Source organism: Methylomonas sp. DH-1 (assembly GCF_046097555.1).
GTDB classification, from domain to species: domain Bacteria; phylum Pseudomonadota; class Gammaproteobacteria; order Methylococcales; family Methylomonadaceae; genus Methylomonas; species Methylomonas koyamae.
This window is the reverse complement of the sequence record NZ_CP143089.1, coordinates 221,018-234,237: the sequence shown is the minus strand read 5'-3', so window position 1 is coordinate 234,237 and position 13,220 is coordinate 221,018. Positions and strand designations below refer to the sequence as shown.

Here is a 13,220-nt window from a genome sequence, read left to right as displayed (position 1 = left end):
GCTGCGGCTGCAACGGCTTGGTTGTGCCGCATCGTCTGCCGACCCCAACCCCCGTGCCGGCTGGCACTCAGCGCTGATTCAATATGGATATCTCAATACTCGTCAAATCCCTGACCCTCGGTATCGTCGAAGGCTTGACCGAATTCCTGCCCATTTCCAGCACTGGCCACTTGATTCTGGCCGGCGATTTACTGAATTTTAACGACGACAAGGCCAAGCTGTTTACCATCGTGATTCAGGTCGGCGCGATCCTGGCCATTTGCTGGGAATACCGGGCCAAGATCGGTTCGGTGCTGAGCGGCCTGGCCACCGAACGCCAGGCACAGAAGTTCGTGTTGAATCTGGCCATCGCCTTCGTGCCGTTGGCGGCGTTGGGACTGTTGTTCGGCAAAATCCTGAAAGCGACGCTGTTCAAGCCGGTGCCGGTGGCGCTGGCCTTCATTGTCGGCGCCTTCATTATTATTTGGGCCGAAAAGCGCGAGCACAAAATCCGGGTCGAAAACGTCGACGACTTGTCGGCGCTGGATGCGTTGAAACTGGGGATTGCCCAGGCCTTCGCGCTGATTCCGGGCATGTCGCGTTCCGGTTCGACCATTATCGGCGGCTTGCTGTTCGGCTTGTCGCGCAAGGCGGCCACCGAGTTTTCGTTCTTTCTGGCGATTCCGACCCTGGTGGTAGCCAGCGCCTACGATTTGTACAAACACCGCGATTTGCTGCAAGCCGATAACGACGCGTTGTCGTTTGCGATCGGCCTGGCCGCCGCCTTCGTCAGCGCGCTGGTGGCGGTGAAAGGCTTGCTGCGTTACATCAGCCACCACGATTTCATTATTTTCGCCTGGTACCGGATTGTGTTCGGTGTCGTCGTGCTGGCCACGGCCTATAGCGGCGTGGTGCAGTGGACCGTGGATTGAGGTTTTCCGCCACGGGTTCGGCAGGTTTGGTTTTTTGATCTTTAACAGTAAAGGGTAGTTTATGGCGTTGCCGTTGTTGATGATAGTCATCGGTCTGGTGGTATTGGTTTGGAGTGCCGATATTTTTGTGGAAGGCGCCGCGGCGATTGCGCGTTTCCTGGGCATGTCGCCGTTATTGATCGGTATGGTGGTCATCGGTTTCGGGACCTCGGCGCCGGAATTGACGGTATCGGCGCTGTCGGCCTGGCAAGGCAGTCCCGGTATCGCCTTGGGTAACGCCTACGGTTCCAACATCACCAACATCGCCTTGATTCTAGGTACTGTGGCCTTGATCAGCCCCATCGTGGTCCACTCGCAAATCGTCAAGAAGGAGTTGCCGGTATTGATGGGCGTGACCGTGTTCGCCTTCGGCCAGTTGTACGACGGCAGTTTGTCCAGAACCGATGCCTTGCTGGAACTGGCGGTGTTTGCCGGCGTGATGACCTGGATGGTGCGCCAGGGCTTGAAACAAAAGGCCGACGTGTTGGCCGCAGAGGTCGAAGAGGAATTGGAAGAACACCGCATGTCGTTTGCCCAGGCCACGATCTGGCTGGTCAGCGGTTTGTTGCTGTTGATGATTAGTTCCCGGCTGCTGGTGTGGGGTGCGGTGACGATTGCGCAAAACCTCGGCGTCAGCGATTTGGTCATCGGTTTGACCATCGTCGCCATCGGTACCTCACTGCCGGAATTGGCTTCGTCGATAGCGGCGGCCCGCAAAGGCGAACACGACCTGGCCCTGGGCAACATCATCGGTTCCAATTTGTTCAATACGCTGGCCGTAGTCGGTTTGGCCGGCGCGATCCATCCGATGTCGATTCCGCTGGAAATCGTCAACCGCGATTGGCCGTTGATGGCCATGCTGACCGCCTCTCTATTTGCGCTGGGTTACGCCGGCAAACGCGAACAAGGCCGGATCAACCGGGTCGAAGGCGGCATCCTGTTGGCGGTTTACGCCGCTTACACACTGTATTTGATCAACACCGTGGTGAGCGCGTAAACATGTCTTTGGAAAACCGTTTGGGGCATTTCGCCTACCGCTGGGGCAACTGGTTATTGTACTCCCCGACTCTGGTGTTGCTGGCTTCGGTGCTGCTGGCCTATTGGGCGGTGCAGTACACCGGCAACCACTTGACCGTAAATACCGATACCGCCGAATTGATCGCGCCGGATGCGCCGTTTCAACAAAACCGGCGCAAGTTCGAGCAACAGTTCGGCCAGGAAGTGCACACGTTGTTGCTGGTGATCGAATCGTCCAGTCCGGAATTGACCAAAGCCGCGGCGCGGCGCCTGAGCCGGGAGTTACGGGCCGATACCGAACATTTCACCAAGGTCTACCGGCCCGACGAAAACGAATTCTTTCAACGCAACGGCCTGCTTTATTTGGACGCCGATAAGTTGCAGGACTTTTCGATCACGCTGGCGCAAGCCCAGCCTTTCATCGGCCGAATTTCGCAGGACCCGAGCCTGAACGGTTTTTTCTCGATCTTCGAGGACGCGCTGAACGCCGAAACCAAGACCGAGGAAGTGCCTATCGATTTGATGTCGCTGATCGACAAGGTCAGCGATTCACTGCACAAGACGCTGAACGGCGAGACCGATTTGCTGTCCTGGCAAAAATTGATCGCCGAAAACAAGATCAGCGAAGAGCAGTCCGACAAAGCCTTTATTTTCGTCACGCCTAAATTCGATTTCAGCCAAATCCTGCCGGTCGAGCCGGCAATCAACGTGATCCGCCACGCCGCCAACAAAATTCAGGACCCGAACATGCCGGCCGTCAAAGTCTGGATAACCGGCGAAGTCGGTTTGGAGCACGACGAAATGGCCGGCATGAGCGAAGGCACCTTCACCGCCAGTATTTTCTCGGTGATATTGGTCTGCGGCATTTTGCTGGTGGCCTACCGCTCCTGGCTGCTGATGTTGGCGACGCTGCTGACGCTGGCGCTGGGCATGGTGTTTTGCGGCCTATTCGCTTCGGTGGCGGTGAAACAGTTGAACCTGATTTCGGTCGCCTTCGCCGTGTCCAACATCGGTTTGGGCGTCGAATACGCGATCCATTTCTGCTTGCGTTACCGGGACAATCTGGATTTGCACGGCAGCGATAAAAGTAAGGCGATCCGCTCGGCCCTGCTGGCCACCAGCCCGTCGTTGATTTTATGCGCCGGCACCACCTCGATCGGCCTGTACGCATTCATCCCGACCGATTACCAAGGCATCTCCGAACTGGGTTTATTGGCCGGTACCAGTTTATTCATCTGCCTGTTCGTCACGCTGACAGTGCTGCCGGTACTGCTGAAAGTGCTGCCGAACCCGCCCTACCACAATCTGCACGGCGAGCAGCCCGGCGCCTCGAAATTGTCGCTGGCCCTGGCCCACTTTACGTTGCACTACGCCAAGCCGATTTCGTTTCTGACCTTGGTCGGTGCGGTCGTGGCGATTTACTTCGTGTTCCAGGTCAAGACCGATTTCAATCCGCTGAATCTGCGCGATCCGCATACCGAATCGGTCATCGCCTTCAAGGAACTGATGAAGGAACGGGACACCTCGCCGATGACGTTGACGGTACTGGTCAAGAGCGAGACCGAAGCCAAGGCCATGCAAAGCAAACTGGCGGCATTGCCGACGGTCGATAAGACGGTCAGCCTGTTCGATTTCGTCCCGGAAGACCAGGAAGAAAAATTGGGCGTGATCGACGATATGGCGCTGGCGCTGGGGCCGCAGAGCCAGTCGTTTCCGCAACTGAAAAGCGGCGTCGATCCGTTGCCGGCCATCAAGCGCATGATTGCGGCAATCGACGCCAATCTGCCGAAGAAAACCAAGCCGGCCGACATCCAATCCCTGACCCGCTTCAAGCAGGAGTTGCTCGACGTGGAACTGGAACTGGAAGCGCGGATGCAGCCGGACCGCGGCGTCTTCATCGAGAAAATCCAAACCTCGTTGCTCGGCACGCTGCCGACCGTGATGAACGAATTGCTGACCGGTTTCCATGCCGCGGAAATCGTACCGGAAAGCATTCCGGACGAGATCAGGGAACGCTGGCTGAGCAAGGACGGCCTGTACCGGATCCAGATTTTCCCGAAACAGGATTTGAACGACCTGAGCAATTTGCAGCGTTTCATCGTCGACGTGCAGGCGGTAGCGCCGAACGCGACCGATTTGCCGGTAATGTATTGGGAGTCGATGAAGGCCGTGATCGGCGCCTTCCAGGAAGCGATCATCATCGCGCTGGTGGCAATTGCGCTGTTGCTGATGTTCATCCGCCGCAGCGTGGTCGATACCCTGTTGGTGATGGCGCCGCTGGTTCTGGCCGGTTTGTTTACGATGGCGACCACGGTCTTCACCGGTACGCCGATCAATTTCGCCAATATCATCGCCCTGCCTTTATTAATGGGCCTGGGTGTCGATAACGGTATCCATATGGTGGAAAAACTGCACCACTCCTTGTCGGAAGAACAAAATATTTACCAATCCAGCACCGCACGCGGCATGTTTTACGGCGCATTGACTACAATTTCCAGCTTCGTCGGCCTGGCGTTTTCGCCGCACCAGGGGATTTCCAGCATGGGTTTGGTCATTACGATCGGCATTTTCTGGATTATGACCTGCACCTTTATCGTGTTGCCGGCGATCAGTAAATTAGTGCTGAAAAAGGCCGACCGCTTGGCCTAAGCGCAAGCCCGGCCAAGCTGGACTAGACTTAGCCGGTCGCGGCCGGCCGTTGGGCGCCGGCCAATTCGATTTAACTTTTTGTTGTAGAGGCAACCATGTTTGTAATCATCGGTTATGTGGTCATTTTGGGCTGCGTGTTGGGCGGCTTCCTAATGGCGGGCGGGCATTTGGGCGTACTTTGGCAGCCGGTGGAGGTATTGATCATCGTCGGCGCGGCACTGGGCTCATTTTTCGCCAGTAACACCATGAGCACCATCAAGGGCGCGGTTGCCGGCGGTATGGGCACCTTGAAGGGCAGCCGCTTCACCAAGGAATACTACCTGGAACTGTTGATGAGCTTTAACGCGCTGAGCCAGAAGGCCAGGAAGGAAGGCTTACTGTCGCTGGAGAAGGTGGTCGACGACCCGGAAGGCAGTTCCATCTTCGGCGAAAAGATCGTCCACGACCACCATCTGATGGAATTCATCTGCGACAAACTGCGTTTGATCCTGACCGGGGTCGACGTCAATCAGCTCGAAGACATCATGGACGCCGAAATCGAGGTGCACCATGCCGACGGCCACGCGCCGATCAAAGCCGTGCAGCGCATCGCCGACGGCATGCCGGCGTTCGGTATCGTCGCGGCGGTAATGGGCGTGGTGCACACCATGGAATCGGTCGGGATTCCGCCGGCCGAACTGGGTAAATTGATCGCCGCGGCGCTGGTCGGTACCTTCCTCGGTATTCTGGTGTCGTACGGTTTCGTCGCGCCGGTGGCGGCGGTGATGGAAGACCGGCTGGAGGAAGAGGCCGGTTCCTACCGTTGCGCGCAGAAAGGCTTGCTGAACTGCGCCAAGGGGACTTCGCCGGCCATGACCGTCGAGTTCATGCGCACCACGATCCCCCACCACACCCGGCCTACCTTTACCGAGCTGGAAGAAGCCTTGAAGGCCGGTAAATAAGAGGTAAGCGAGCATGGCCGAACAACCGATTATCATCAAGAAAATCAAGAAAAAAGGCGGGCACGGCCACCACGGCGGCGCCTGGAAAATTGCCTATGCCGACTTCGTTACGGCGATGATGGCCTTTTTCTTGTTGATGTGGTTGCTCGGCACGACCGACGAAAAAACCAAAAAAGGCATCTCCGAATATTTCCAGAATCCGTTCGGCGTAGCGATTACCACCGGTAGCGGCGAAGGCACCGGCGACCGCACCAACATCATCCAGGCCGGCGGCCAGGACTTGAAGTCGCTGGACGAAGGCCAAGTGCACCAAGGCGAAGCGCCGCCCGCGGAACCGACGCCGGAAGATATCCAAAAAATGGCCGAAGCCCAGGAAAAGAAGAAGCTGGAAGAATTGCAGGAAAAGATCGAGGAGATGTTGGACGCCAATGCCAAGCTCAGCGAATACAAGGACCAGATCAAACTCGAATCGACGCCGGAAGGTTTGAAAATCCAGATCGTCGACGCCCAAAACCGGCCGATGTTCAAGCTGGCCAGCTCCGGCATCGAGAGTTACGCTCAAGCGATTCTGCGCGAGCTGGCACCGGTGATCAACGAATTGCCGAACAAGGTCTCGATCAACGGCCATACCGATGCGCTGCCGTTTCCGAGCAACCGCACCGGTTATTCCAACTGGGAATTGTCCAGCGACCGCGCCAATGTCGCCCGCCGCGAATTGAACCAGGGTGGCCTGAGCGACGACAAGGTATTGCGTGTGGTCGGTCTGGCGTCGAGCATCCCGTATAAAACCGAGAATCCGAACGATCCGATGAACCGGCGCATCTCGATTGTGGTGATGAACAAGAAAACCGAAAACCAGGTGCTGCACGACGGCGCCGACCCGACCGCCTCCGAGGCGGCGCCGAGCCTGCCCAGCGTGTCACCGGCGGTGCAGCAAAACATCAAAGTCACCGGCCAACCGGCCGCGAATTAGCCGCTTCCCCCACCCGCGCCGAACCCCGTGCAATTGCTGAAAGCGGCGCTCAGCCAATTGCTGGCGCTGGCCGGCGTCTGGTTGGCGCTGCGCGGCTGGCCGGGGGTATTCGATCCGCGCTGGACGCCAGTGCTGCAAGCGGCCGGTGCCGCGTTGTTATCCCGCCTGTTACGGCAACCGTTGTGGTGGTTGCCTATCCATCTGTCGTTTTTCCCGGCCGTGTTGTTCGCGATCAGCCTGCAGTTGCCGGCCTGGGCTTATCTGGGGGCAGGCTTGTTGATGGCCTTGGTATTTTGGGGCACGGTCGGCGGCGACGTGCCGCTGTTTTTATCCTCGCCGGCGGTAGCCGCAGCCTTACAGGAAATTGCGGCGCGGGAACGGGCCGAGTTGTTTATCGATCTCGGCGCCGGCGTCGCCAGCGTGGCGGCGCCTTTGGCCGCGGCGATGCCCGGCTTGCAGGTCACGGCGCTGGAACGGGCGCCGTTGCCGTATCTGCTGGCCCGTTGGCGTTGCCGGAACTTGACTAACGCCGTCGTCGTCGGCGGCAGCTTCTGGGATTGCAATTTGAGCCGGTTCGATCTGGTGTTTGCCTTCCTGTCGCCGGCGGTGATGCCGCGTCTGGGCCGGAAACTGGCGCGGGAAATGCGGCCCGGCAGCCTGTTCGTATCGTCGTCGTTTCCGCTACCCGGTTGGCCGCTCAGCGCCGAAATCCGGCTGGCGGACCGGCGCGGCACCCGTTTGTACTGTTACCGGATCGGCGATCAGCGTTGTCAAGCCAACGCCGGCCTTCCGGGATAAGCCGATAACCGCACCGGCTAAGGCCGGCACTCGAATTCCGGCACCAGGCGCTGCAAATCGGCCAACAGCGCGGCGCTGTCGCGGCAGGCGCAGGCCTGTTGCAAACCCTCGATCTGCCGGCTCCATTCCGCGCTATCGTAAATTCTGGCCTTGGCCAGGCGCAGCTTTTCGTGGCCGGTCGGCAACAGTTGCTCCTGTTCGTGGAACAACTCCTCGTACAACTTCTCGCCGGGGCGCAGGCCAACGTATTCGATTTTGATGTCGGTGCCGGGGCGTTTGCCGCTAAGGCGGATCATCTGTTCCGCCAGATAACTGATTTTGACCGGCTCGCCCATGTCCAACACGAAGACTTCGCCGCCCCGGCCTATGGTTTCGGCCTGCATGATCAATTGGCAGGCCTCCGGAATGGTCATGAAATAACGGGTGATGTCGGGATGGGTCACCGTGACCGGGCCACCGGCCTGGATTTGTTCGCGGAACAGCGGTACCACGCTGCCGGCCGAGTCGAGCACGTTGCCGAAACGCACCGTGGTAAAGCGGGTATGGCCTTGGCGGTCCAGATTCTGGCACAGGATTTCGGCGGCGCGTTTGGTGGCGCCCATCACGTTGGTCGGGTTTACGGCCTTGTCGGTCGAAATCAACACAAAGCGGGCCACGCCGGCGGCGATGGCGGCTTCGGCCAGTATCTTGGTGCCGATCAAATTGTTATGCAGCGCTTCGCGCACCTGGTTTTGCAACAACGGTACGTGCTTGTAAGCGGCAGCATGAAACACGATTTCCGGCTTTTGTTCCCGAATCGCCCGTTGCACCGCGACCGGATCGGCAACGTCGCCGAGCACGGCGGCGCGCGGCAATTCCGGAAAACGCCGCTGCAATTCGGCGTCGATTTTGTACAGGTTGAATTCGCATTGGTCGAACACGATCAGCTTGCGCGGCTGGGTCTTGGCCAGTTGCTTACACAGCTCGGAACCGATAGAACCGCCGCCGCCGGTGACCAGCACAGTCTTGCCCTGCATGTGGGCCTTGATGCCGGCCCAATCCAGCTTGATCGGGGTGCGGCCCAGAATGTCCTCGATCGATACGCTGCGCAATGCGGTCTGGGCCACCGTGCCGTTGAGCAATTCCTTAACCGACGGCAGGGTTTTGAATTCGACGTTGCAGGCCTCGCAGACCTCGACGATGCGGCGCATCTGCGCGTCGCCGGCCGACGGCACCGCGATCAGCACCACCTCGATATCCCATTGTTTAACTAGGGCCGGAATCTGGCCGACGTTGCCGGCGACGCGGATGCCGCGAATTTCGCGTTTGAATTTGGCCGGATTGTCGTCTGCAAATACGACCGGCACGTAGCCGCTGTCCGGCGTCGCCAATAGGTCGCGGATCAGCATTTCGCCGGCGGCGCCAGCACCGACGATCAAGGCCCGGCGGCCGATCCGGTCGACGAAGGCCCGTTCCTTCCAGAACCGGTAGACCAGCCGCGGCACGCTGAGCAGCGAAAACAGCGTCAGCACGTACAGCGGCACCACCGAGCGCGGCACGCCCGCCAGCCGGTCGTACAAAAACAGCGCCGATGCGATCAGGAAGATGCCGGTCAATACCGCCTTGCCGATCCGGATCAGATCCGGCAGCGAGGAAAAGCGCCAAACGCCGCGGTACAGTCCGAACACCCAAAACAGCGTGACTTGAATCGCCATGACCAGCGGCAGAAACAGCAAAGCCGGGTAAAAAAAATCGTCCGGAATCTGTTGCAGATTGAAGCGCAACCAATAGGCACCGAACCAGGCCAGCGGGATCATGCACAGGTCGTGCAGGAAAATGGTGGTGCGCGAGCGGAAATTAAATGTCACGAAACGACGAACCCGCTGCGGCCGGCCCGGAAGCGGAAGGCCAGAAAGAGTAAAGGCAGATAGGCGGCGGCCAGCGCAGCCAAGGCGTGGGATGGATGCCAAAAGGCCCAGGCCGAGCACGGCAGCAGCCAGCCCAGATTGATGGCCCAGCAAGCGCACAACACCGGCAAATGGCCATAACGCTTGGCGGCGTGCTGGTAAGTATGCGAACAATGCGCCGCGTACCATTGCTGGCCGCTGCATAGGCGGTAGGCCAAGGTGTAGCTGGCATCGACCACGAACAGGCCGAACAAAATCAGCCCGCAATACAACAACACCGCAGCCTGCTGCGCGGCCAGCAAGATCAATAGCCCCAGCACCAGGCCGACGAAGCCGCTGCCGACGTCGCCCATAAAGATTTTAGCTTTCGGCCAATTCCAGCACAAAAATCCGGCACTGGCCGCGGCCAGGCCGGCCGCCAACGCAAACAGCGCGCGGTCGATATACAGCAGATAGCCGGCCAGCCCAAGGCCGACGAAGATGGCTTCGGAAGCGGCGATGCCGTCGATACCGTCCATGAAATTGAACAGGTTCAGCGCCCAGACCAGAAATAATATGGCGAGCGGATAACCGAGCCAGCCGGGATCGGCAAAACGCCGGCCGAGGACGGCGTCGAACGGCGCCGGAATTAACAGCGGCGGCAAGCCTTGCAACAGGCCGACCGCGATTGCGGCGGCCAGCAGATGGATAGCGAAGCGCCAACGGGCGGCAACGCCGCCGTGGTCGTCCCAGAAGCCGACAGCGGCTACCGGCAGCGCCGCGGCCAGCATCGCCAAGCGCTCCCAACCGAGCTGCGCGGTAGCGAACAACCACAGGCCCGCCGCGCAAAAACCGAGCACGATGGCCAAGCCGCCGCCGCGCGGAGTCGGTACGCTGTGGGAACTGCGTTGGTTGGGGATATCCAGAACTTGATTACTGAGCGCGTAGCGGCGGATCAGGCCGGTCAGCAGCGCCGACAACGCTAAGATAATGCAGAAAAGTAGCATCACGCCCGATAGCTTAAATAACGAATGATCTCCGGCAAGGTGTCGCGGAGCGTATGCTCGGGCTCGAAGCCCAAATCGCGGCGGATTTTATCAGACGAATACCAGGCTGAACCGGTTAATTTATCCAAACTGTCGCTATCGAGCGGAAACCGCCGCCCGGCCAAACGGCCGAAGCCGTCGCCGAATTTGGCGGCCAGCCGCAACAACGCGAGCGGAACCGACCCGTTCAGCGGCGGTTTGCCGAGCGCGGCGCGGATCATGTCGTAGATGTCGCGGGTAGAATAGCACTGGCCGTCGGTCACGATATAGATTTGGCCGGCGGCTTGCGGCCGTTCCGCGGCCAGTATCGCCGCGGCGGCGACGTCGTCGACATGCACCATCGAGCGCCGGTTGCCCTGCGGCAACGGCGGAAAAATGCCGCGCCGAACCGCGTTGACCATCCGCGGCAGATTGCCTTTGTCGCTACAGCCGTAGACCATGCTAGGCCGGATCACGACCGGATGCGGCACATAGCCACCGTGCAGTACCAGTTGTTCCGACGCGTATTTGGATTGGCCGTAAGGGTCGGCGGCCGGCAGGTCGGCGGTTTCGTCCATCGGTTGCCGCTCGGTCTCGGCTACCGCCTTGACGCTGCTGAAATAGACGAAGCGTTTAACGCCGGCCCGTTGCGCCGCTGCCAGCAATTCGCGCGTGGCCGTACTGTTGATTTGCCGGTACTCCGCCGCGTCCTGCCGGTTCTCGGCCAGGGCATGGGCTTTGCCGGCCAGGTGAAACACAGTGCCGACACCGGCGCAGAGCGCTGCGGGACAGCTTCCGGCCGCGGCCAAGTCCCAATAAAAATCGCTTGCCTCGGAACGGCCGGCACTGACTACGGAATAACCGTTTTGTTCGAGTTTTCGGCAAAGCACGGAGCCGATGAAACCGGTAGCACCGGTCACCAGCACTTTATTTTCGGCCATCGGCATTCGGCGCGTTAAAGGTGGTAGAAATCGAGCCGGCGCGGCTGTTTCGGTCGGTGGCGGAATTAGCGATTGTCGCCATGCTCGGCGAACACCTCGGCCTTGCCCGCTTTGTCGAACGACACGACTTGGTAAGTATCGTGGCGTCCGCCCATTTCCATGCCGGGGCTGCCCATCGGCATGCCCGGCGCGGCCAAGCCGGCCACTTGAGGTTTGGCTTGCAGCATTTTCTGGATGTCGCCGGCCGGCACGTGGCCTTCGACGACGTAGCCGTCCACGATCGCGGTATGGCAGGACGCCAATTTTTCCGGAACGCCGTAGCGGGCCTTGATCGCGTCCATGTCGTCGCTGATCACATCGTTGATCTTGAAACCGCTTTTTCTGGCGTGTTCCAGCCATTTGCCGCAGCAACCGCAGGTCGGGCTACGGTAGACGGTCATTTCCGGGCCGCCGGCCGCCGTTTGCTCGGCGCAGGCCGAAAAACCGAATGATGCCAAAACCAGGATTGCCGTCGATCTGAATAATTTCATAAATACCTCTTTATTCGCCGTGCAGCGTGACGATAACGCTGCGACTGCCGGCGTGGTTACGGTGTTCGCATAGATAAATCCCTTGCCAGATGCCGAGCGCCAGTTGGCCGTCGCTGACTGGGATGCTCAAAGAGCTCCCCAGAATGACGGTTTTGATATGGGCCGGCATATCGTCCGGTCCTTCGAGCGTGTGCCGGTAATAGGGTTCATTTTCGGCGACGGCGCGGGAAAAATAGCTTTCCAAATCGCGGCGCACATCGGCGTCGGCATTCTCGTTGATCGCCAGCGAAGCCGACGTATGTTGCAAAAAAAAATGGGCCAGGCCGACCTCGATCCGGTCCAGTTCCGGCAACTGGCCGCAAATCTCGCGGGTTACCAAATGGAAACCGCGCGGTTTGGCGGCCAGTTGAATGCGCCTTTGCAACCACATCGCCCAATCCTGGTCGAGCGCGCCGGGTTAGGCGCCGGCCGCGTGGTACTGCGGACTCAATTCCCGCACCGCGTCGACCATGGCCTTGACGTGCTCCGGATCGATGTCCGGCAGTATGCCGTGGCCCAGATTGAACACATGGCCCGAGCCATGACCGAAGCCGGCCAGCACGTCGCCGACTTTGCCGCGGATCACGTCGGGCTTGGCGTACAGCGTGATCGGGTCCATATTGCCCTGCAACGCCACCTGATTGCCGACTCTGGCCCGGGCTTGGCCGATATCGGTCTGCCAATCCAGGCCCAGCGCGTCGTAGCCGGTGTCGGCCATCGCTTCCAGCCACAAGCCGCCGCCTTTGGTGAACAGGATGGTCGGAATCTGCCGGCCGTCGCGCCGGGTTTGCAACAAGTCTTTGACCTGGCGGGCGTAGCGCAACGAAAACTCCAAATAATCGGCGTGGCTGAGCATGCCGCCCCAGGTGTCGAACACCATCACCGCATCGGCGCCGGCGGCGATCTGCGCGTTCAGATAGGCGGCAACCGCCTGAGCCAAGGTGTCCAACATTTGGTGCATCAGTTGCGGCTGCTCGAACATCAGGCTTTTGACTTTTTGAAAGCTCTTGCTGCTCTTGCCTTCCACCATGTAGGTCGCCAGCGTCCACGGGCTGCCGGAAAAACCGATCAGCGGCACCCGACCCTGCAGATTGGTTTTGATCAGGCGCACCGCGTCGATCACGTAGCGCAATTCCACTTCCGGATCGGGCACCGCCAAATTGGCGATGTCGGCGCCGGTGCGGACCGGGCGGGCGAATTGCGGGCCTTCGCCTTCCGAAAACGACAGGCCCAGGCCCATCGCGTCCGGGATAGTCAGGATGTCGGAGAACAAAATCGCCGCATCGAAGCCGTAGCGCTCCAGCGGTTGCATGGTCACTTCGCAAGCCAATTCCGGATTGGTGCAGAGTTGCATGAAACTGCCGGCCTTGGCGCGGACCGCACGGTATTCGGGCAAATAGCGCCCGGCCTGGCGCATCATCCAGCTTGGCGTGCGCTCGACCGGTTGTCTTAACAGCGCGCGCAGAAATAAATCGTTTTGTAGTTGGCTCAT

General features: G+C 59.7%; 12 protein-coding genes. 6 read left to right on the top strand and 6 right to left on the bottom strand.

Annotated features, from left to right (window positions below):
* The first annotated feature begins 83 nt into the window (after nt 1–83).
* From VXJ35_RS01050 to VXJ35_RS01025, 6 genes are all read left to right on the top strand, one after another.
* Nucleotides 84–911 (top strand): undecaprenyl-diphosphate phosphatase, encoded by an 828-nt coding sequence (locus VXJ35_RS01050; RefSeq protein WP_064020135.1) that lies wholly within the window; start codon nt 84–86, stop codon nt 909–911.
* A 61-nt stretch (nt 912–972) separates the two neighbouring features.
* Complete coding sequence (locus VXJ35_RS01045; RefSeq protein ID WP_054763364.1) at nt 973–1,947, top strand: calcium/sodium antiporter; 975 nt, start codon at nt 973–975, stop codon at nt 1,945–1,947.
* A 2-nt stretch (nt 1,948–1,949) separates the two neighbouring features.
* Nucleotides 1,950–4,616: an MMPL family transporter gene (locus VXJ35_RS01040; protein ID WP_064020134.1), complete on the top strand. Its 2,667-nt coding sequence runs from the start codon at nt 1,950–1,952 to the stop codon at nt 4,614–4,616.
* Nucleotides 4,617–4,711: 95 nt separating this feature from the next.
* Entirely contained in the window at nt 4,712–5,557 is an 846-nt protein-coding gene (motA, locus tag VXJ35_RS01035) for a flagellar motor stator protein MotA (RefSeq protein WP_064020133.1), read from the top strand.
* Nucleotides 5,558–5,570: 13 nt separating this feature from the next.
* Nucleotides 5,571–6,530 (top strand): flagellar motor protein MotB, encoded by a 960-nt coding sequence (gene motB, locus VXJ35_RS01030; protein WP_064020132.1) that lies wholly within the window; start codon nt 5,571–5,573, stop codon nt 6,528–6,530.
* Nucleotides 6,531–6,557: 27 nt separating this feature from the next.
* Complete coding sequence (locus tag VXJ35_RS01025) at nt 6,558–7,328, top strand: hypothetical protein (RefSeq protein ID WP_064020131.1); 771 nt, start codon at nt 6,558–6,560, stop codon at nt 7,326–7,328.
* 17 nt (nt 7,329–7,345) lie between these two features.
* On the opposite strand, the gene VXJ35_RS01020 is transcribed toward VXJ35_RS01025, so the two are convergent.
* From VXJ35_RS01020 to hemE, 6 genes are all read right to left on the bottom strand, one after another.
* Nucleotides 7,346–9,175: a nucleoside-diphosphate sugar epimerase/dehydratase gene (locus VXJ35_RS01020; RefSeq protein WP_064020130.1), complete on the bottom strand. Its 1,830-nt coding sequence runs from the start codon at nt 9,173–9,175 to the stop codon at nt 7,346–7,348.
* Nucleotides 9,172–10,200: a glycosyl transferase gene (locus VXJ35_RS01015; RefSeq protein ID WP_064020129.1), complete on the bottom strand. Its 1,029-nt coding sequence runs from the start codon at nt 10,198–10,200 to the stop codon at nt 9,172–9,174. Before VXJ35_RS01015 ends, VXJ35_RS01020 begins: the two co-directional genes overlap by 4 nt.
* Nucleotides 10,200–11,159: an NAD-dependent epimerase/dehydratase family protein gene (locus tag VXJ35_RS01010; protein ID WP_064023309.1), complete on the bottom strand. Its 960-nt coding sequence runs from the start codon at nt 11,157–11,159 to the stop codon at nt 10,200–10,202. The genes VXJ35_RS01015 and VXJ35_RS01010 overlap by 1 nt, the downstream gene beginning before the upstream one ends.
* 65 nt (nt 11,160–11,224) lie before the next feature.
* Nucleotides 11,225–11,689 (bottom strand): DUF411 domain-containing protein, encoded by a 465-nt coding sequence (locus tag VXJ35_RS01005; RefSeq protein WP_064020128.1) that lies wholly within the window; start codon nt 11,687–11,689, stop codon nt 11,225–11,227.
* 10 nt (nt 11,690–11,699) lie between these two features.
* On the bottom strand, nt 11,700–12,119 hold the full coding sequence (locus VXJ35_RS01000; protein WP_064020127.1) for a secondary thiamine-phosphate synthase enzyme YjbQ: 420 nt from the start codon (nt 12,117–12,119) through the stop codon (nt 11,700–11,702).
* 27 nt (nt 12,120–12,146) lie between these two features.
* On the bottom strand, nt 12,147–13,220 hold the full coding sequence (gene hemE, locus VXJ35_RS00995) for a uroporphyrinogen decarboxylase (RefSeq protein ID WP_064020126.1): 1,074 nt from the start codon (nt 13,218–13,220) through the stop codon (nt 12,147–12,149).

Coding starts and splice junctions, on each gene's coding strand:
- VXJ35_RS01050 (WP_064020135.1), top strand. CDS start 84: ATGGATATCTCAATACTCGTCAAATCCCTGACCCTCGGTATCGTCGAA.
- VXJ35_RS01045 (WP_054763364.1), top strand. CDS start 973: ATGGCGTTGCCGTTGTTGATGATAGTCATCGGTCTGGTGGTATTGGTT.
- VXJ35_RS01040 (WP_064020134.1), top strand. CDS start 1,950: ATGTCTTTGGAAAACCGTTTGGGGCATTTCGCCTACCGCTGGGGCAAC.
- motA (WP_064020133.1), top strand. CDS start 4,712: ATGTTTGTAATCATCGGTTATGTGGTCATTTTGGGCTGCGTGTTGGGC.
- motB (WP_064020132.1), top strand. CDS start 5,571: ATGGCCGAACAACCGATTATCATCAAGAAAATCAAGAAAAAAGGCGGG.
- VXJ35_RS01015 (WP_064020129.1), bottom strand. CDS start 10,200: ATGCTACTTTTCTGCATTATCTTAGCGTTGTCGGCGCTGCTGACCGGC.
- VXJ35_RS01010 (WP_064023309.1), bottom strand. CDS start 11,159: ATGGCCGAAAATAAAGTGCTGGTGACCGGTGCTACCGGTTTCATCGGC.
- VXJ35_RS01005 (WP_064020128.1), bottom strand. CDS start 11,689: ATGAAATTATTCAGATCGACGGCAATCCTGGTTTTGGCATCATTCGGT.
- VXJ35_RS01000 (WP_064020127.1), bottom strand. CDS start 12,119: ATGTGGTTGCAAAGGCGCATTCAACTGGCCGCCAAACCGCGCGGTTTC.
- hemE (WP_064020126.1), bottom strand. CDS start 13,220: ATGAGCCAACTACAAAACGATTTATTTCTGCGCGCGCTGTTAAGACAA.